We start from the raw sequence: 18,584 nt of genomic DNA, 5'->3' as shown, positions 1-18,584 counted from the left end.
CCAATCGCCGACTGCCGACATTATTTGCTGCGAGCCCTACTTGATGTAAGGCTCTTCGCGGATCAGGCCTTTCGAGAGCAGCTTCTGCAGCTTCGGGCGGATGACCACGGTGCAGTACGGGTTCCGATCGCCGGTCGTGTTGAAATAATCCTGATGGTAATCCTCGGCCTTGTAGAAGGCCTTCAACGGCACGATCTGCGTGACGATCGGGTCCTTGAAATCCTTCTGCGCTTCGGCCTTGGACTTCTCGGCTTCGGCCTTTTGCTGGTCGTTTTCGTAGAGAATGATCGAGCGATATTGCGTGCCCACATCGTGGCCCTGGCGGTTCAGGGTCGTAGGGTCATGCGCGGCCCAGAAGACGTGGAGCAACGTCTCGAACGAAACTTCCTTCGGGTCGAACTCGATCTGCACCACCTCGGCGTGGCCGGTGTCGCCTTCGCAGACTCGCTTGTAAGAGGGATTCGGCACGTCGCCGCCCGCGAAGCCCGAGGCCACGGCTTTCACGCCCTTGAGCCGCTGGAACACAGCTTCCATGCACCAGAAGCAACCTCCGCCGAAGGTGATGCGCTCGGTGGCGGCGGATTTGTCGGAAGCGGGTTGGTCTTTCATAGGCTTGGCATCGACGGCGAGCACGCTGGCCGTGCAGGCCACAAGGAAAAGAAGGGAGAGGAACGATTTCACGACAAAGGATGTTAGCGAGACGGCGGAAGAGCGCAACCCAAGGTCGCTCCGCGCCTGACGAACGGCGAGGCAGACCTCTGCAATTGCCTGATTGCGGCGCGCGGCTTGGCTCGACGCGCTGCCTGCCCCACGCTTCATTGTTGACCCCATGTCCTCCCACGTTGTCTCGCACCGCCGGTCGGTTCATGCCCGGACGCATCCTGGCGCCAGCCGGGTGAGGGCCATTGACAACGCGTGCGTGCGACTCGGAATTTTGCGATGAAAGCACCCGGACATTCAAACCTGAGTGCGGAGGCAAGAGAGATTCGGATGGTGCGCTACGACGAAGGCCGTTCCCGCGGCGAAGTGGACGATGTCCTCGCGGCCGAGGAGCCGCTCGAAATCCGTGTCGAGGGACGCCCTCTTGCGGTGGTGATGCGGACGCCCGGGCACGACCGGGAACTCGCCGCCGGTTTCCTGCTCAGCGAAGGCGTAATCAAGACGGCGAAGGACATTTTCGATATCACCAGTTGCATCGAGCAGGGTGCAACGGGCACGGGCAACGCCGTGGATGTCGCATTGACGCATCCGGACTCTTTCGATTTTGAGAAGCTGACCCGCCATGTCTTTACCTCCTCGAGCTGTGGGATTTGCAGCAAAGCCTCGGTGGATGCGGTTTTGAAACGGCGCAAGCCCTTGCACGACGAGGCGCGGGTGAAGGCGAGCGTGCTCCTGGCGTTGCCCCAGCGACTCGCGCGCAAGCAGGATACTTTCAAGAGCACGGGCGGCCTGCACGCCTGCGCGATTTTCGATGCCGCGGGAAAATTACTCGCCGCACGCGAGGATGTGGGACGCCACAATGCCCTGGACAAATTGCTCGGCTGGGCGTTGCTGGAAAAAATCGCGCCGCTGCACGGCCACATCGCGCTTTTGAGTGGGCGCGCGTCGTTTGAAATGATGCAGAAAGCCCACGCTGGCGGGATTCCCATCGTGGCGGCGATCTCGGCGCCGTCCAGCCTGGCGGTGGAATTTGCCCGCGAGAGCGGGCAGACTCTCGTGGGTTTTTTGCGTGGCCGCTCGATGAACGCCTATGCTGGCGCCGAACGCATCACGCGGTAGAAACAAATCGCACCGTTTCACTGCGGGAGCGCCTCAGTCGCTCCGCAGCGTGATCGTCAGGAGACGATCGTCTTTTCCTCGGAGAGCTTGATGACGCGGCCTTCGGGGTCGCGGAAGTTCGTGTAAGGACCGACGGTGGTAACGATGATGCCGCGGCGGCGAAGTTCGCCGAGCACAGCGTCGCGATTCTTCATCGAGACATAGAGATGGAAGTAGCTGACCATCTCACCATGCTCGCAGCGACGGACCGTGAGCGGGATGCCGCCGAGATCCATCTCGCAGTAGCGATCGGTGCGCTCGCTGAGCACGCGGGCATTGAGGATATCCACATAGAAATCGCGGACTTCCTTCCAGCGCTGGGTGAAGATGGTGACGGAGTAGCACGAGGGATTTGCCGCCACCGCGCCGTTGAGTTCTTCATCAGTCTCGGGTTCGGCGTCAGCAGGCAAGCTGGTGAGTGAGATCATGGTGATAACACCTAGCAGCGGGCGTGCCTAACCTATGATTTCTATTGAAATTATATTTACCAACCGAGAAATGATAAAATCCGAACAGCACCGCAAAAACGCGTATTTTTCTCTCTGTTTCCTCAGGCGCAAGGCATTTTCGAGATACACAATGATTTAAACAGGTTCCTCTGAAAAGAGGGGTGGTAAAAGCGTTGAATTCTCAATTCCGCAATATCGTTAACCTTCCAGTCGTGGTCGCGTTTTCTGAGGATTTCTCATCTCAAATGCGATGAGCTCTTGTCTCACGTTCGTAACGTTGTACCTCCGTCAGCCAGCCGAGCCCGGGCGGCACATTTTGCCGTCGACAATGTTCGTCCCAGACGGCGGCGAGAGGCAGCGTCCTGGCTTCTTCCAATAAGGCGAGGCGGCTGGTGAAGTCGCCCGCCTTTTCGTAGTCGCGGAGTTGGGCGATCGGTTCGAGCAGGGCGGCCAGGAGCGCTTTCAGCGCGGCGCGGGCGCCGATGACCCAGGCCGCCACGCGGTTGATGCTGGCGTCGAAGAAATCGAGGCCGACGCGGGTGCGTCCGAGAAAATCGCCACGGACGAGTTCCTCGAAAATGGCGCGGGTGGGGTCGTCCAATAGGACGACGTGGTCGCTATCCCAGCGGACCCCCCGGCTGACGTGCAGAAGCAGGCCGGGCACGAATTGCAGGACGCTGGAAATCTTGTCGGCGATGCTTTCGGTGGGATGAAAATGGCCGGCGTCGAGGCAGACGTGCTTTCGGCGCGTGATGGCGTAGCCGAGGTAAAATTCGTGTGAACCGGCGACGAAAGCTTCGCTGCCGAGACCGAAGAGCTTCGACTCCACGGCATCGATGGCCAAAGCGGGATCAATCGCTTCGGCGAAGATCGCATCCAGCGAATGCGCCAGACGCTCGCGAGGACTACGGCGGTCGACGGTGAGATCTTTCGAGCCATCGGGAATCCAGACATTGGTGACGGCTGCCGAGCCGAGTTGCCGGCCCATTTCCGCGCCGATCCGCCGGCAGGCGATGCCGTGGGCGATCCAGAATTGGCGCACCGCATCATCGGGATGGGTGAGCGTGAGCCCGCTTTGGGCCAGGGGATGACCGAAATAGGTGGGATTGAAATCCAGCCCCAATCCCCGTGCTTTGGCCCAATCGATCCACCCTTGGAAATGCGCGGGCGTGTAAGCATCACGGTCGACTTTCGCGCCGCCGAGCTCCGCATAGCTGGCGTGGAGATTCAGACGATGGCGCCCGGGCAAGAGCGCGAGCGCCTGATCGAGATCAGCCCGCAATTCCTCCGGCGTGCGCGCCCGGCCGGGATAAGCTCCCGTGACGGCCAGCCCGCCGCCCGGTTCCCCGGCTCCGGATTCAAACCCGCGCACGTCATCGCCCTGCCAGCAGTGCAGCGAGATGGGCGTGCGGGCGAGAACTTGCAGCGCGGCCTCGGTATCGACGCCGTGTTCGGCGTAGGCCTCCAGCGCGAGAGAATAGGCGGATAAGCTCATGGGTGGATGAGGCGGACGCAAACCCGAATCGTGTTTCTTGGCAAACCGAAACGGCGCCGCGAGCGATTTGCGGCTTTACGTATGCCCCAGCTCGCATCTATGCCCGGCGGGATGGCAAGTCTCCCCAGCTACCACATCGCTTGTGATCTTGGCGCGGAAAGCGGGCGCGTCATGCTCGGCACTTTCGATGGCCAGCGGCTGAAGCTGGAGGAAATCCATCGCTTTCCCAATGGGCCAGTGCGCGTCCACGACTCGCTACGCTGGAATCTGCTGGGTATCTACCGTGAGATCCTTCAAGGCCTGCGCATGGCGGCGCAGCGCGGGCATCCCATCGCCAGCATCGGCGTCGATTCCTGGGCCATCGACTACGCCTTCATTCGCGGCCAGGAACCGCTGCTGCGCATCCCCTATCATTATCGCAGTGCCCGGCGCGAGGCGGCCTTTCGCGCGGCCCGCAATCCGGATTTCGAGCGCCTCGTCTTTGGCGAGACCGGCATCCAGTTCATGCCGATCAATACACTCTACGCCCTGCTCGCGGACCAGGCCGAGGACGTCATGCTGCTCAACACCGCCGAGCGCCTGCTGCTGGTCGCCGATTGGATTCACTATCTCCTGTGCGGACGCGCCGTCGCCGAAGCGACGAATGCGAGCACGACCCAGCTCTTCGACCCACGCACCCACAAGTGGTCGGATAAGCTGATCTCCCATTTCGGTTTTCCGCGCCAACTTTTCCCGGAGATCGTCCCGCCCGGCACCGTGCTGGGGCCGCTGCTGCCTGATGTGAGAGCAGAGACCGGTCTTAGCCCGATCCCGGTGGTGGCGGGTTGCACGCACGACACCGCGGCCGCGGTCGCCGCGGTGCCGGCGCAGGGTGATGACTGGGCGTATCTCAGCTCCGGCACCTGGTCGCTCATCGGCGTGGAATTGCCCGCGCCCTTGATGAACGACGCGGCGCGGGCGGCGAATTTCACGAACGAAGTCGGCTACGGCGGCACCATTCGGTTTTTGAAAAACATCATCGGCCTGTGGCTGTTGCAGGAGTGCCGGCGCATCTGGGCGCGCGAGGGGCACGATCACGATTACGCCAGCCTCACCCCGCTCGCCGCCGCGGCGCGACCGCTGCGCTCGCTCATCCAACCGAACGATCCGCGCTTCCACAGCCCCACGGATATGCCGGCGGAAATCCGCGCCTTTTGCCGCGAGACCGGCCAGCCCGAGCCGCAGACGCCCGGAGAATTCGCGCGCTGCATCTTCGATAGCCTCGCCCTCCTCTACGCGGCGAAGCTGGAAGAGATGGAACGCCTCACCGGCCGCAAGGTGCGCGTGTTGCACATCGTGGGCGGCGGATCGAAAAATGAACTGCTAAATCAACTCGCCGCCGATGCCACCGGCCGGACCGTCGTCGCCGGGCCGGTCGAAGCCACCGCGTTGGGCAATGTGCTCTCCCAACTCCTGGCCCTGGACAGCCTGCCCGATCTGGCTGCGGGCCGGGCGGTGATCCGCGAATCCTTTGCCACCATCCGCTACGAGCCACGGCCCGATGACGCCTGGGAAGCGGCGCACACCCGTTTCGCTCAATTGCCGGGTTGAGAGGCTCTCAAGGCCGGAGGGTTTTTCTTAATCTTAATCGTAATCTTAATCCCCCGATGCGCGGACAGGATTAAGATTAAGATTAAGGGCTCCCGGAAATCCCGCCCTCCCACGAAGTTTTTCACGCCCTTCCTTGACCAACGGAAAATTGCCGGTTCGTAATCAGGTCATGTCTTCCCTATCTTTGTCCGACCCCGAGCGGACGATCGAATTTGAGTTCGTGCGCGCGACCGAAAATGCGGCGCTCAACGTGATCCACTGGCTGGGTCGCGGCGAGAAAGAGGCCGCCGATGCCGCGGCGTGCGACGCGATCTACGGCGTCTTCGATCTCGTGGACATCGCGGGCGAAGTCGTCATCGGCGAGGGCATCAAGGACAACGCGCCCGGCATTTTCCTCGGTGAACAGCTCGGCACCTGGCGGGTCGGCTCGCCGCGATTCGACATCGCGCTCGATCCCGTCGACGGCACGAGCAACACCGCCAACGGCCTGCCCAACGCCATTTCCGTGATGGCGGCCAGCGAGCGCACGCAAGGCGAAGGGCACGCGATGAAAAACCTGCCGACCTTTTATTCGACCAAGATGGCCTATGGGCCGGAGGTCGTGAAGGCCATCGCCGGCGGCATGGAACCGTTGCAGATCGACGATCCCATGGACATCACGCTCAAGCGCATCGCCAAGGCGCTCGGCAAACGCGTGCCGGAGCTCGTGGTCATGACACTCAATCGCCCGCGTCACGCCGATGTCATCAAGCAAGTGCGCCAGTGCGGCGCCGCTCTGCGCTTGATTACCGATGGCGACATCACCGCGGCGGTCTCGCCGTCGCTCGTCGATTCGGGCGTGGATCTTTACTGGGGCATCGGCGGCTCGCCGGAAGGCATCCTCACCGCTGCCGCGCTCAAGGCCCTTGGCGGCGAAATGCTCCTGCGCATGTGGCCGCGCGACGCCGAAGAACGCGCCAGCGTGCTCAAGGAAATGAGCGAGGAAGATCTCACGCGCGTCTACACCGTCGACGACCTCGTCAACGGCAAGAGCGCCATCTTCTGCGCCACCGGCATCAGCGACAGCTCGCTGCTCCCCGGCGTGCGCCTGATCGGCAAGAAAGCGATCACCAATTCGATCCTCATGCGCGCCCGCAGCCGTACCGTCCGCTACATCCGCGCCGTGCACGATTTGGAGAACAAGACGATCCACCTCCGCAGCGTGCAGCGGGAGGCGAATATTTAAACGCCTACGGCACCAGCAACACCGTCAACTTCTTCGGCCCATGGGCGCCGAGGACGAGGATGCGCTCGATATCTCCCGTCCGGCTCGGGCCGGTGATGAAGGAGATAAAGCTCGGGTAATTGTCCCGGTATTTTTCCGCGAGCGATTCATATGCCGCGGCGAGATCGGTCACGATCTGCGTCTTGTGCGCGATGACCACGTGATGCGGCGGCAACACGCTCAATGCGCGCCCGCCGGAGCTGCGTCCGGTGATGCAAACGGATCCCGTTTGCGCGACCAACGACTCGCATTCCGTGAAGCCGGCGTCACAGGTCTCGAGCACTTCTTTCTGATAGCCGTCATCGATGCGCAGCAGGGTGAGCGTCTCCGGCAACCACCCCGCGACCGCGTCGGTCAGCGCACCCTTGTGCAGCGCCAGCGTCTTCCAATGACCTTTCTTTGCCAGGTCGGCGAGGTATTTGGCCGCCGCTTCCGGCGAAGCGCATTCGTGAAATTCCGTTTTCAGCCCCTCCGATTGTTTCGCAAAAAGCGCGATCTGTTCCTTGCGTGTCTTGCCGACCGGCGGCAGCCATTCGCGGAACGGCGCGGTGAGGCCGCTGGGCGCCGGCTTGGTGGGCGTCTCGTGATGACGTGGCGCTTCTTCCCGGAGCGCTTCGGAAATACGGCCGAGCACGGCCTCGCGATCCCCATTGGGCGACAAAGGATTCATTTCCGCGCCCCCTTTCTCTCGCGCCACCAATCGTGAAACGACTGCGTCGCCGCCTCGGGAAAATCGCGCGTCTTCGTCCACGACTGCACCGGATCGAGCTCCGTGCCGTAGACAAACGGATGAAAGAGTTGCCCGACCGGCGCGAGGCGAATGGCCAGCTTGTAAGCCCAAGGTCGTTTCATGAGATGCCGGAAGCCGAACCAAATCAGCTTCTCCCACCAGACCTTCTTCTCCGCCACGGCGTTGCGGCGGTTTTGCAGGAGGTGATGGTGAATATCGATCTTCACCGGGCAGGCCTCGGTGCAAGCGCCGCAGAGCGACGATGCTCCGCTGAGATGCTTCCAATCCTGCAATCCGCGATAGTGCGGCGTGATGACGCTGCCGATGGGTCCTTGATACGTCGTGCCATAGGCATGCCCACCAATGTTCTTAAAGATCGGGCAGACATTCAGGCACGCGCCGCAGCGAATGCAGTGAAGCGCATCGCGCTGCTCGGCATCGGCCAGCAAACGCGTGCGATGATTGTCGAGCAACACGACGTGAAATTCCTCCGGCCCATCGACCTCGCCGGGCAGGCGCGGACCGCCGTACATCGAGTTGTAGCAAGTGAGCTGCTGGCCCGTGCCGGCGGTGGCCAGCATCGGGAGGAAAAGCGAGAGATCGGCCAGCCGCGGCACGATCTTCTCGATGCCAATCAGCGCGACGTGAATCTTCGGCAGGGCCGTGGTCAGCCGGGCGTTGCCTTCGTTTTCCGTAATCGAGATCATCCCCGTTTCCGCGACGATGAAATTGCCGCCGGAAATGCCCATGTCGGCATTGATGTAATGCTGCCGCAACACCCGGCGCGCGATCATCGTCAGTTCCTCCGGCGAATCCGTCTTCGCCGAGCCGAGCTCGCGCTCGAAAAGCGCGCTGATCTCGTCGCGCTTCAAGTGCATGCACGGGAAGACGAAATGGTAAGGCGGCTCGTGCTTGAGCTGCTGGATGAATTCACCGAGATCGCTCTCGATGACGTGATAGCCATCCTTCTCCAGCGCGTCGTTGAGGTGAATCTCCTCGCTGGTCATCGCCTTCGATTTGACGATCGATTTCACCCCGCGCTCGCGGGCGAGATTCAAAATGTATTCCCGCGCCTGCGCGCTGTTGCTCGCCCAGAAAACCTTCCCGCCGCGCGCGGTGAATTTTTCCTCAAACTCGCGCAGGTACTGGTCGAGATGATTGACGCCCTCGTACTTGATCGTCGCCGCCGCGTCGCGCGCGTGTTGCCAGCTCGCAAAGGCATTCTCCGTCTTGCCGCGGGCGATCTGGTAATTGCCGAGCGCCTTGCGCACCGCCGCCCGGCGCGGCTCGTCCGCCGTTGTCCGATCGGCGTCGTGCTGAAATTGTTCCTGGGGTTCCTGGAGATTGATCATTGCTGGGCGAGGACTTCGGCGAGGTGCAGGCTTTTTACGACGCGCGGACTGTGCCGGCTGAGATAACCCTGGATTTGCATGAGGCAGCTCGAGTCGTTGCTCACCACATAGTCCACGCCGGTTTCGACGATCGAGTTGCACTTCACTTCCGCCATGGCGGTGGAAATCTGGGGATACTTCACCGCGAACATGCCGCCAAAGCCGCAGCACGATTCCGCTTCGCCCATCTCCACCAGCTCCAGCCCCTTCACCGCGCGGAGCAATTCGCGCGGCGCCTCTTTCGTGCCGAGTTCGCGCAGGCCGTGGCAGCCGTCGTGGAAAGTCACTTTTTCCTTCAAAGCGCGCGCCCACATCGCGCACGCCGAGCTTGTTGACCAGAAATTCGGAGAACTCGTAGGTCTTCGCCGAAAGCCGCCGGGCCGCTTCCTCCTCCGGACGGCCGTGGAAAAGTTCGAGGTAGAATTTCTTGAACATCGCTCCGCACGAACCAGACGCAGAGACGACGACCTCCGCATCACGGAAGACTTCGAGTTGCCGGGCGGCGACTTCGCGCGCTTCATCCCAATAGCCGGAATTGAAGGGCGGCTGGCCGCAGCAGGTCTGTCCCTCCGGGTAATCGACCTCGTGGTCGAGGCGTTCGAGAATTTGCACGATCGACATCGCCACCTTCGGGTAGAGCGAATCGATAAAACAGGGAATGAAGAGCGTCACGCGCATAGGCGGTCGGGCGAATTGGGCACGTTTGTAATACTCGGAAGCGAACCCAAGCTAAGCAAAAAGAATGTGTGCGCGGGAATTTTCAGTTTTCCGATCGCGGCGTTTTCGATTAATCGCCGATGCAAAAACTCCCCCATGGCCACCCTCCTCGAGCTCCGCAATGTCACCAAATCCTTTGGTGCGGTCCGGGCGTTGCGTGGGGTTTCCTTTGCCTTGGAGGAGGGGGAAGTCCACGCGCTGCTCGGGGAAAATGGCGCGGGGAAATCGACGCTGATCAAAGTCATCACTGGTGCCTACGCGTTGGACGACGGGGAAATTCAGATCGGCGGACAATCGGTTTCGCATCTCACGCCGGCCAGGGCGCGAGCGCTCGGCATCGCCTGCATTTATCAGCAGCCGGCCCTCTTTCCCGATTTGAGTGTGGCGGAAAATATCGCGCTGCGTTTGGAAAAGACCTCGCCGCTGCACACTGTCGGCTGGGCGGCGCGGCGGACGCGTGCGCGGGAGTTGCTCCACCGCATTGGGGCGGAGATCGATCCCGCGGCCGAGGTGCGGACGCTTTCCATGCCTGAGCAGCAACTCGTGGAAATCGCCTGCGCGCTCGGCGCTGGCGCCCACGTGGTCATCATGGACGAACCGACGGCGTCGCTGACGCAGAAGGAGCAGCACCTCCTTTTCGCCGTCGTGCGCGACCTGCGCGCGCATGGCGTGGGGGTGATTTATATTTCGCATCGGCTCGAGGAAATCTTCGCGCTGGCCGATCGCGTGACGGTGCTGCGGGACGGTGAATCCGTGGGCACGAACCCGGTGGATGAGATCAACGAATCAGCATTGATCAAAATGATGGTCGGCCGCGAAGTCACCGCGATCTATCCGCCCGCGCAAAGCGCGCCCGGGGCGAGCCGACTCACGCTGAAGAAGGTGGGCTGCTCGCAGAGTGGCGTCCACGGCATCGATCTCGAATTGCGCGCCGGGGAGATCGTCGGCATGGCGGGCCTGGTCGGCGCGGGGCGCACGGAATTGGCGCGGATTCTTTTCGGGCTGACGCCCGCGGATACCGGTGAAATCCAGCTTGGTGGGCAAGCCGTGCAGATTACCGACCCGCGATCGGCGATCGCGCACGGCATTGCTTATGTGCCCGAGGATCGCCGCCGGCATGGCGTGATCCTCGAGATGCCCATCGCCGCGAATACGACGATGGCCATTCATGCGCAGATTTTTCCCGGCACGTGGTTGCGTTCCACGGCGGAGCGGCAGTTGACGCTCGATTTCATTCGCGATCTCGGAGTGAAAACCGCAGGGCCGCAGGCGCCCGGCGGCAGTCTGAGCGGTGGCAACCAGCAGAAGATCGCCCTGGCCCGCTGGCTGGCCACGAAGCCGAAAGTGCTGATCCTCGACGAGCCGACCCAGGGTGTCGACGTCGGGGCGAAGAGCGAGATTTACAAGATCATCCGCCATCTCGCCGCGGAGGGCCTGGCAGTGCTGATGATTTCCAGCGACCTGCCCGAAGTGCTCGGGATGAGCGACCGCGTTCTCGTCATGCGCGGCGGGACGATCGTGGCGGAATTCCCGCACGGGGTGGATGCGCACGACGTGATGGCCGCCGCGCTCGGCCAGAAAAAGGAGGCGGCGTGATGCAGAAATACTCCCGAGAGCTTTCCGTCGCTATTGTGTTGGCCCTTCTGTTGCTGGTCATGGCTGTGGCTGCGCCGGCATTTTATGACCCGCAGCCGTTGCTTTCGCGACTGGCGCGAGAGGCGCCGACGCTCATCGTCGCGTGCGGCGTGGCCCTGGTCATGGTCGCGCGAGAGATCGATATCTCCATCGGCTCCATCTTCGCGCTGTGCGGTGTTTGCGCGGGGTTGCTCGCTGGCTCCGGTTGGCCGCTGATCGCAGTGTTCGGTGCGGTCGTAGTCCTCGGGGCCGTGCTAGGGGCGATGAATGGGGCGCTCGTCGCCGGCCTGCGGTTGCCCAGTATCGTCGTGACTCTGGCAACCATGGTCATTTTGCGCGAAGGGCTGCGCTGGAAACAACAGGGCGCGTTCATCAATCTGCCGGATGCCTGGCAATGGTTCGGGCTCAGTCAACGCGGAGGGCAATGGGCGCTGATTGCCGGCGCGCTGATCATCCTCGCGGTGCTGGCCTGGGCCTCGCGCCATCTGGCTGGTGGTCGTTTCCTTTACGCCGTCGGTTCGAATGCGGAAGCGGCACGACTCGCCGGCCTGCGGCCGCGGTGGATCACACTCGCCGTGTTCGTTTTCATGGGCGCGCTGGCTGGTCTCGCGGCCCTACTGAATGTCGTCCAGTCGCCGCAGGTCGATCCGAAATCCGGCACCGGGCTGGAGTTGAAAGCCATCGCTGCAGCGGTCGTCGGTGGCGTGGCCGTGTCTGGCGGGCGTGGCAATTTGTGGGGCGTCTTTGTCGGCGTGCTGTTGCTGGCCTGCATCAATCCCGCGCTCACCTACCTGCACGTGGAAGCCTATTGGGAAAAAGCCATCCAGGGCGCGATCATCCTCCTCGCGGTGATCTTTGATGGATTGCGCAACCGTCGAGCGACGAACTGAAATGGCTGCTTCCGGCAATACCAACCAGCGTCGCCACGCGATCGGCGAATTCCTCTTTCGTCACGAGACCATCCTGTTGCTCGTGCTGGTTGCGGAATGGTTTTATTTCAACTCCGTCGGGCGTCGCTTTGGTACGCTGGATAATACCTTCGAGATCATGCGGCACTCCGCGGAGATCGGCCTGCTCGCCTTGGTCATGACGCCGATCATCCTCACCGGCGGAATTGATCTCTCGGTCGGTTCGTTGCTGGGGTTGTGCGCGATTCTTTTCGGCAAACTGTGGCGCGATGTGGGGATGTCGCTCCCGGTGGCGGCGGTGTGCACGTTGCTTATCGGCGCGCTGGCCGGTGGCTTGAATGCCGTGCTCATCGCCCGGCTGCGCCTCCCTGCCTTGATCGTCACGCTGGGCACCTATTCGCTCTTCCGCGGGTTGGCGGAAGCGATCACGCGTGGCGTCGATACCTTCACCAATTTCCCCGACTCATTCCTCGCGCTCGGCCAGCAGCACTTTGCCGGGCTGCCGACCCAGGTCTGGTTCTTCCTCGTAGTGACCATCGCCATCTGGCTGCTCGTGCATCGCACGACCTTTGGGCGTTCGCTCCGCGCGATTGGTTTTTCGCCGGAAGGCGCGCGCTACGCGGGCTTGCCCGTCGAGCGGCGCATCGCCCAGGCGTATATTCTCGCCGGCGTGGTCTCGGCCCTCGCGGCGATTATCTACACCGCGCGGCTGGGACAGGCGAAGGCCGATGCCGGCACGGGCTACGAACTCTTTGCCATTACCGCGGTGGTGCTCGGTGGCACGAGTATTTTCGGCGGTATCGGCACGGTGCACGGCACGCTCTTCGGTGTCGCGGCGATTGCTGTTCTCGACAATGGGCTCGTCCACGCCCGGCAACCACGCGAGATGGCCGGCATGCTCACCGGTGTGCTGCTGCTAGCGGCCCTCGGTGCGGGCGCTCTGCCAAAGCTGCTGGCCAAGCTGCGCGCGCCGCGCCATTCTTCCGCTCCTCCCTCATGAAACGTTTCCTTTCCCTCGCCCTTTGCGCTTCGCTCGCGATTCTTTCGGCCTGCAATAAATCTCCGGAAAGCGGCTCCAGCAACGCATCAGGTGGCAAGAAGCTGACCATCGCGCTCATGCCGAAGAGCAAGGGCAACGCCTATTTCATTTCCTGCAAAGCGGGCGCGGACGAAGCGGCGAAGGAACTCAATGTGGACCTGCTTTTTGATGGACCGACCGATCCCGATCCGGCGAAGCAAAATGAGATCATCGAGAATTGGACGACGCTCGGCGTCGATGTCATCGCGGCAGCCTGCGAGAACAAGGAAGGCATTTCGACCGCGTTGAAAAAAGCGCGGTCGAAGGGGATCAAGGTTGTCACTTATGATTCCGATGCGAATCCGGATGCGCGCGATTTCTTCGTCAACCAAGCGACACCGGAAGGGATCGCGGAGACCTTGATGGATGAAGCCGCGCGACTCACCGACAGCGAGGGCGAGTTTGCCATCATCACCGCGTCGCTCACCGCGGCGAATATGAATGAATGGCGCAAGCACATCGAAGCGCGGCTGGCGGAGAAATATCCGAAGATGAAGCTGGTCGATACCAAGCCGTGCGATGACTTGAAGGACAAGGCGCAGGCCGAGGCGACGAACCTGATGAGCGCCTATCCAAATCTGAAACTGATCATGGCCATTTGCTCGCCGGCGGTGCCCGGTGCGGCGGAAGCGGTGAAGCAGGCGGGCAAGACCGGCGCGGTGAAAGTGATCGGCCTTGGCTTGCCGAGCGAGAATCGGAAATACGTCCACGAAGGCGTAACGCAGAGTGTAGTGCTGTGGAAGACGAAGGACCTCGGCTATCTCACCATCCACGCCGCGGCGGACCTGGCGAATGGCCAACTCAAACCCGGGGCGAAGGAATACAACGCCGGCCGTCTCGGGACGTTGAAGATCGAGGGGGATAGCATCGTCCTCGGAAAGCCGTTCATCTTTAATAAAGACAACATCGATCAGTTTGATTTTTAGGTGATCGTAGCCGTGGGAGCGGCGGTGCCAGTCGGATGTGCCGGAGCGGGTCCCTCCGTTATCGTCCGCGGGGCGGACGGCCGAGCCAGCGCTTGAAGGCCGTCGTGAATGCCGAGGTGCTGCGGTAACCGACATCCCAGGCCGCGGCTTCGACAGTGTGGGCATGGGATTCGAGCAGAAATGCCGCGCGGCGCACCCGCAGCCACGCGACTTGTTGCAGCGGGGTGCGGCCGAGTTCCGCCATGGTGAGCCGGCGCAGGTGCACCTCGCTCATATGCGCAGTGCTGGCCAGCTCGGCGGCGGTCCAGGGATGCGCGGGATTCGCGTCGACGTTCTCCCAGAGGCGCGCCAGCCGGCTCGTGTTCGGCTCCGCCTGAACGGCGCGTTGCACGGCCAGATGGAGGAGCGCCGCATGATGCGCAATCGCCTGCGGCTCGTTGGCACGGTTGAATTCGTGATACAGCCCGAGCAGCGCCCACTCGAGCGGCCGCGGGTCGACGTGCACAAACTCGATGCGCGAGCCCGCGATGAGCGGATGCTTCTGCGGCGGCTCGACATAGGTCACCCAGCACATGCGCCAGGGCTCGTTGGCCCACATCCCGCCATGCGGCACGGCGAGAGGAAAGATGCCCGCGGTGCCGGCAGGGAAACGCATCCAATGATCGTTGTTCCAGGAGCGCCCGGCGCCTTCGAGACAGACGTTCACATGGCTGAAGCCCGGCCGGTGACGAATGATGCGATAACCCTTGCCCACCTCAGACATGCCGACCGAGCGAATATAGTGCGCGGCCAGGGCTGGGCAATCCGTGCCGGTGATCGCCCATTGCCGGGTGTGTGAACCAACAATGTTCGTTTCGGGCATGTCTAGGATTGTTTCGAGCATGGCCGAAACTTAAGGCAAATGGCAGAAGAGTAGAAGCTAAACGCGCTTCATTGCATGCTTTCTTTCCGCCCTAGAACTCACTTCGCCAGAATTCCATTGTTCGTTTGGAGATGGATGTGGCTGTGGTTGGTTTCGGGCGCCATGGCCGTGGGTGGCGAGGTGAAGTTCAATCGCGACATTCGCCCGATGCTGTCGGACAACTGTTTCGCCTGCCACGGCCCGGACGCCAACAAGCGTAAGGCGAAGCTGCGCTTGGATGTGCGCGATGCCGCGCTGAAACCTGCGGAGTCGGGCGACACCGCGATCGTTCCCGGCCAGCCGGACCAGAGCGCGCTCGTTGCGCGCGTCGAATCGGCCGACAAGGACGAGGTGATGCCGCCGCCGAATGCGCACAAGCAGCTCACCGCTGCGCAAAAGCAGTTGTTCCGTCAATGGATCGCCGAAGGTGCAAAATACGAACAGCACTGGGCCTTCGCGCCGATCGTGCGGCCGCCGCTGCCGGTGGTGAAGGACAAGACGTGGCCGCGCAACGCCATCGACTACTTCATTCTCGCGCGTCTCGAACAGGAGCACCTCACCCCCGCCGCTCCCGCCCCGCCGGAGATGCTGCTGCGGCGTGTGAGTTTCGGCATCACCGGTCTGCCCCCGACGCCGGAGGAATTGACTGCGTTCATCGCGAAGCACGACGAGGCAACGTATGCCGCCTTGCTCGATCGCCTGCTGAGTTCCACCCAATACGGGGAGCACTGGGCGCGCCACTGGATGGACGTGACCCGTTATGCGGACAGCGCCGGCTACGAACTGGATTATCTCTTCACCCATGCCTGGCGGTATCGGGATTGGCTGGTGCGCTCCTTCGCTGCAAACAAGCCGATGGATCGGTTCATCCAGGAGCAGATTGCCGGGGATGAATTGTGGCCGGGCAACGAAGATGCGGCGGATGGGCTGCGCTTCTTGACGGTCGGGCCGATGCGTTACGAGGGTGGCATCCAGCGCTCCAAGGAGCGCGAGAACGAATGGTTGACCGATCTCGCGGACACCACGGGCGCGGCGTTCCTCGGCCTCACCATGGGCTGCACGCGGTGTCACGATCACAAATTCGACCCAATCACCCAGGACGATTATTACGGCCTGCAGGCGATCTTCGCGGAAGCGGAGCTGAAGCTGGAGCGACTGGGCGTTGCGAAAAACAAGGGCGATGAGAATACCCTGCCGGCTTTCGTAAGTCTCGTGCCATGCACGCCGGCCGGAGACGTGCAGGTGCTGCGGCGCGGTGAAGTGGATATGCCCCTGCGGGAAGCGGCGCCGAGATTGCTCACGATCCTGCCGGGCGGCGGAGCCTTGCCTGCGGAAGCGCCGCGGCGGGCGGCGCTCGCCCGATGGCTGACGGCGCCGCAAAATCCGCTCACCGCGCGCGTGTTGGTGAATCGTATCTGGCAGTGGGACTTCGGTCAGGGATTGGTCCGCACGGCGAATGATTTTGGCCGGCAGGGAGAGGAACCGAGCCATCCCGAACTGCTCGATTGGCTGGCCAGCGACCTCATTTCCAGCGGGTGGAATCTCGGCCATTTACAACGGCTGATCCTCGATTCCGCAACCTATCGCCAGTCGAGCCTGGCCTCGCACGCCGCGCAGGCCGCTGATCCGACGCATCGCTTGCTGGCCGGCTTTCCGCGCCGGCGCTTACAGGCTGAGCAATTGCGTGACGCCATGCTCCGCCATTTCGGGAGAGCTGAATTCTGAAATCCTTCGGTCCACCCGTCGTTCCCCCGGTCGAGCCGTGGGCGCTCGCGGCGCTGCGGCAGACGCATTGGGACGCGGTGAAGGATCCTTGGGAATTGCACCGGCGCAGCCTCTATCTCGTAGTGCGCCGCTCCATCAAACTGCCCTTTTTCGAGGTGTTCAATGAGCCGGATACCATCGGCAGTTGTGCCGGGCGCGAAAGCACCGTCGTCGCGTCGCAGGCGCTCACGCTCTTGAATGGCGACGACACTTTTGCCCGGGCTCGCGCGCTCGCCGGCCGTTTGTGGACGGAGTGTGATGGGAATGCGAGCTGGGCTGCGGATCGCGCCTGGTTGCTCGTCTTTGGCCGGCCCATGGCCGCGAACGAGCGCCGTCGGGCCTTCGATTTCCTCGCCGCCCGGGAAGCCCATTGGGAAAAGACACCACCTTCCGAGGGCCTGGAGCCCGCTGATTTCGGCAGCGATCATCTGCCTCCCGCGGCGCGCGGCGCCGCCTGGGTGGAGTGGTGCCTCGCTTTGCTCAATGCCAATGAATTCCTTTATGTCGACTGAAACGAAATCCTCACTCCTTTCCCGTCGAGATTGGCTGCGCCACGCCGGTGGCGGCCTGGGCGCGCTGGCCCTGACCTCTCTGCTCGTGCGCGATGGCCGGTTGCAAGCCGCTCCGTCGGCGGCGCCCGCCAATCCGCTGGCGCCACGTCCGCCGCATTTCGCGCCGAAGGCGAAAGCAGTGATCTATCTCTTCATGCACGGCGGCCCGAGCCACGTGGATATTTTCGATCCCAAACCCGCGCTGACGAAATTCGACGGGCAGGCGCCGCCATCCGAATACCACAGCCTGAAGCTGCAATTCACCGATGTATCGAAGCAGAAGCTCATGGGCAGCCAGCAGACTTTCAGCCGCTGCGGAAAGAGCGGTCTGGAGATTTGCGATTCGCTACCGCTCTTGCAGCAATGCGCGGATGACCTGTGCGTGGTGCGCAGCATGCACCACGATGTCTTCAATCACACGCCGGCGATCTGGATGCTGAATACCGGTTCATCGTTGCCCGGGCGCGCTTCGCTCGGCGCGTGGCTCAGCTACGGGCTGGGCAGCATGGCGGACAATTTACCGGCGTTCGTGGTCATGCATACACGTCCGCTCAAGCCGGGGCCGGGCGTGTGGGGCAGCGGATTTTTGCCGGCGGTGTATCAAGGAACGCCCATCGGAACAGGCCCGGCGCCGATTCCCTATGTCGCGCCACCCGCAGCACTGGGCGGAGAAGGGCAGCGTGCGGTGTTGAACTATGTGCAGGAAATGAACCGTGCCCATGCGGCGGAGCGGGCGGACAATGAACTCGATGCCCGCATCGCCAGCTACGAGCTCGCCTTCCGCATGCAGAGCGCGGCGCCTGAGGCGGTGGACCTGGCGCGCGAGAGCGCGGCGACGCGCGCGCTCTATGGCGATGGTTTTGGCGAGCAATGTCTCATCGCGCGCCGCCTCGTCGAGCGTGGCGTCCGCTGCGTGCAGATCTATCACGGCGGCGATAACGAAGACTGGGATACCCACGGCAACAATCACCAAGGCCAAACGAAGCGCTTGCACGAAGTGGATCGAGGATGCGCCGCGCTCTTGCAGGACTTGAGTGCGCGCGGGCTGCTCGAGGATACGCTGGTCGTTTGGACGGGCGAATTTGGCCGCACGCCAACGACCGAAGGGAAAAACGGACGCGACCATAATCCGTATGGCTACTCGATGTGGCTGGCGGGTGGAGGGATCAAAGGTGGCTACACTCACGGCGCGACGGATGAGCTTGGCTTCCGCGCCGTCGAACAACCGGTGCATGTGCATGATCTGAATGCCACACTGCTGCATCAGTTTGGGCTCAATCACGAACGACTCACCTGGCGCCACGAAGGCCGGGATTTCCGGCTGACGGATGTGTTTGGAAATGTGGTGAGCGATCTGCTCGCGTGAG

At 62.5% G+C, this 18,584-nt stretch carries 17 protein-coding genes and 1 pseudogene; 10 read left to right on the top strand and 8 right to left on the bottom strand.

Features of this window, described 5'->3' with window-relative positions; translation table 11 throughout:
• Positions 1 to 36 precede the first annotated feature (36 nt).
• Entirely contained in the window at positions 37 to 609 is a 573-nt protein-coding gene (msrA, locus tag CFE428DRAFT_RS14835; RefSeq protein WP_042725068.1) for a peptide-methionine (S)-S-oxide reductase MsrA, read from the bottom strand.
• Positions 610 to 939: 330 nt separating this feature from the next.
• On the opposite strand from msrA, the gene fdhD reads away from it, so the two are divergent.
• A complete protein-coding gene (gene fdhD / locus CFE428DRAFT_RS14830; RefSeq protein ID WP_193352243.1) occupies positions 940 to 1,779 on the top strand; it encodes a formate dehydrogenase accessory sulfurtransferase FdhD in 840 nt (279 codons plus the stop codon).
• Positions 1,780 to 1,835: 56 nt separating this feature from the next.
• Here the strand turns inward: fdhD and CFE428DRAFT_RS14825 are convergent, their stop codons facing one another.
• Both CFE428DRAFT_RS14825 and CFE428DRAFT_RS14820 read right to left on the bottom strand, forming a co-directional pair.
• Entirely contained in the window at positions 1,836 to 2,246 is a 411-nt protein-coding gene (locus CFE428DRAFT_RS14825; protein ID WP_006980383.1) for a VOC family protein, read from the bottom strand.
• 262 nt (positions 2,247 to 2,508) lie between these two features.
• The gene (locus tag CFE428DRAFT_RS14820; protein WP_006980382.1) at positions 2,509 to 3,762 is read right to left on the bottom strand and encodes an L-rhamnose isomerase; all 1,254 of its coding nucleotides are present in this window, start codon (positions 3,760 to 3,762) and stop codon (positions 2,509 to 2,511) included.
• Positions 3,763 to 3,873: 111 nt separating this feature from the next.
• Between CFE428DRAFT_RS14820 and CFE428DRAFT_RS14815 the strand changes: the two genes are divergently transcribed.
• Both CFE428DRAFT_RS14815 and glpX read left to right on the top strand, forming a co-directional pair.
• Positions 3,874 to 5,352 (top strand): rhamnulokinase, encoded by a 1,479-nt coding sequence (locus CFE428DRAFT_RS14815; protein WP_042725067.1) that lies wholly within the window; start codon positions 3,874 to 3,876, stop codon positions 5,350 to 5,352.
• A gap of 169 nt (positions 5,353 to 5,521) precedes the next feature.
• Positions 5,522 to 6,577 carry a class II fructose-bisphosphatase gene (gene glpX / locus CFE428DRAFT_RS14810; protein WP_006980380.1) on the top strand — a complete coding sequence of 352 codons (1,056 nt, stop codon included), beginning with the start codon at positions 5,522 to 5,524 and terminating at the stop codon, positions 6,575 to 6,577.
• A gap of 4 nt (positions 6,578 to 6,581) precedes the next feature.
• Here the strand turns inward: glpX and CFE428DRAFT_RS33685 are convergent, their stop codons facing one another.
• The 4 genes and pseudogenes from CFE428DRAFT_RS33685 to CFE428DRAFT_RS41100 form a co-directional block, all read right to left on the bottom strand.
• The gene (locus CFE428DRAFT_RS33685; protein ID WP_006980379.1) at positions 6,582 to 7,286 is read right to left on the bottom strand and encodes a LutC/YkgG family protein; all 705 of its coding nucleotides are present in this window, start codon (positions 7,284 to 7,286) and stop codon (positions 6,582 to 6,584) included.
• Positions 7,283 to 8,698, bottom strand: coding sequence for a LutB/LldF family L-lactate oxidation iron-sulfur protein (locus tag CFE428DRAFT_RS14800; RefSeq protein WP_006980378.1), 1,416 nt, complete (start codon positions 8,696 to 8,698; stop codon positions 7,283 to 7,285). The genes CFE428DRAFT_RS33685 and CFE428DRAFT_RS14800 overlap by 4 nt, the downstream gene beginning before the upstream one ends.
• On the bottom strand, positions 8,695 to 9,051 hold the full coding sequence (locus tag CFE428DRAFT_RS39815; protein WP_006980377.1) for a heterodisulfide reductase-related iron-sulfur binding cluster: 357 nt from the start codon (positions 9,049 to 9,051) through the stop codon (positions 8,695 to 8,697). Before CFE428DRAFT_RS39815 ends, CFE428DRAFT_RS14800 begins: the two co-directional genes overlap by 4 nt.
• 172 nt (positions 9,052 to 9,223) lie before the next feature.
• Positions 9,224 to 9,358, bottom strand: a pseudogene (locus tag CFE428DRAFT_RS41100) (heterodisulfide reductase-related iron-sulfur binding cluster); the annotation flags it as partial.
• A gap of 192 nt (positions 9,359 to 9,550) precedes the next feature.
• On the opposite strand from CFE428DRAFT_RS41100, the gene CFE428DRAFT_RS14790 reads away from it, so the two are divergent.
• From CFE428DRAFT_RS14790 to CFE428DRAFT_RS36635, 4 genes are read left to right on the top strand one after another with little or no spacing between them, the layout of a single operon-like run.
• On the top strand, positions 9,551 to 11,050 hold the full coding sequence (locus CFE428DRAFT_RS14790) for a sugar ABC transporter ATP-binding protein (protein WP_006980376.1): 1,500 nt from the start codon (positions 9,551 to 9,553) through the stop codon (positions 11,048 to 11,050).
• Positions 11,050 to 11,979 carry an ABC transporter permease gene (locus tag CFE428DRAFT_RS14785; RefSeq protein WP_006980375.1) on the top strand — a complete coding sequence of 310 codons (930 nt, stop codon included), beginning with the start codon at positions 11,050 to 11,052 and terminating at the stop codon, positions 11,977 to 11,979. The genes CFE428DRAFT_RS14790 and CFE428DRAFT_RS14785 overlap by 1 nt, the downstream gene beginning before the upstream one ends.
• A 1-nt stretch (position 11,980) precedes the next feature.
• On the top strand, positions 11,981 to 12,997 hold the full coding sequence (locus tag CFE428DRAFT_RS36640) for an ABC transporter permease (protein WP_006980374.1): 1,017 nt from the start codon (positions 11,981 to 11,983) through the stop codon (positions 12,995 to 12,997).
• A complete protein-coding gene (locus tag CFE428DRAFT_RS36635; protein ID WP_006980373.1) occupies positions 12,994 to 14,001 on the top strand; it encodes an autoinducer 2 ABC transporter substrate-binding protein in 1,008 nt (335 codons plus the stop codon). The genes CFE428DRAFT_RS36640 and CFE428DRAFT_RS36635 overlap by 4 nt, the downstream gene beginning before the upstream one ends.
• Positions 14,002 to 14,059: 58 nt before the next feature.
• Here the strand turns inward: CFE428DRAFT_RS36635 and CFE428DRAFT_RS14775 are convergent, their stop codons facing one another.
• Complete coding sequence (locus CFE428DRAFT_RS14775) at positions 14,060 to 14,863, bottom strand: AraC family transcriptional regulator (protein WP_162145270.1); 804 nt, start codon at positions 14,861 to 14,863, stop codon at positions 14,060 to 14,062.
• Positions 14,864 to 14,998: 135 nt separating this feature from the next.
• Between CFE428DRAFT_RS14775 and CFE428DRAFT_RS14770 the strand changes: the two genes are divergently transcribed.
• From CFE428DRAFT_RS14770 to CFE428DRAFT_RS14760, 3 genes are read left to right on the top strand one after another with little or no spacing between them, the layout of a single operon-like run.
• Positions 14,999 to 16,627 carry a PSD1 and planctomycete cytochrome C domain-containing protein gene (locus CFE428DRAFT_RS14770; protein ID WP_006980371.1) on the top strand — a complete coding sequence of 543 codons (1,629 nt, stop codon included), beginning with the start codon at positions 14,999 to 15,001 and terminating at the stop codon, positions 16,625 to 16,627.
• Positions 16,621 to 17,178, top strand: a complete 558-nt coding sequence (locus CFE428DRAFT_RS40500) for a DUF1553 domain-containing protein (RefSeq protein ID WP_083805159.1) — start codon at positions 16,621 to 16,623, stop codon at positions 17,176 to 17,178. Before CFE428DRAFT_RS14770 ends, CFE428DRAFT_RS40500 begins: the two co-directional genes overlap by 7 nt.
• Positions 17,168 to 18,583 (top strand): DUF1501 domain-containing protein, encoded by a 1,416-nt coding sequence (locus CFE428DRAFT_RS14760; RefSeq protein WP_006980369.1) that lies wholly within the window; start codon positions 17,168 to 17,170, stop codon positions 18,581 to 18,583. The genes CFE428DRAFT_RS40500 and CFE428DRAFT_RS14760 overlap by 11 nt, the downstream gene beginning before the upstream one ends.
• The last annotated feature ends 1 nt before the right edge of the window (position 18,584 follow it).

Source organism: Chthoniobacter flavus Ellin428 (assembly GCF_000173075.1).
Classification (GTDB): Bacteria; Verrucomicrobiota; Verrucomicrobiia; order Chthoniobacterales; family Chthoniobacteraceae; genus Chthoniobacter; species Chthoniobacter flavus.
This window is presented reverse-complemented; position numbering and strand designations above follow the sequence as displayed.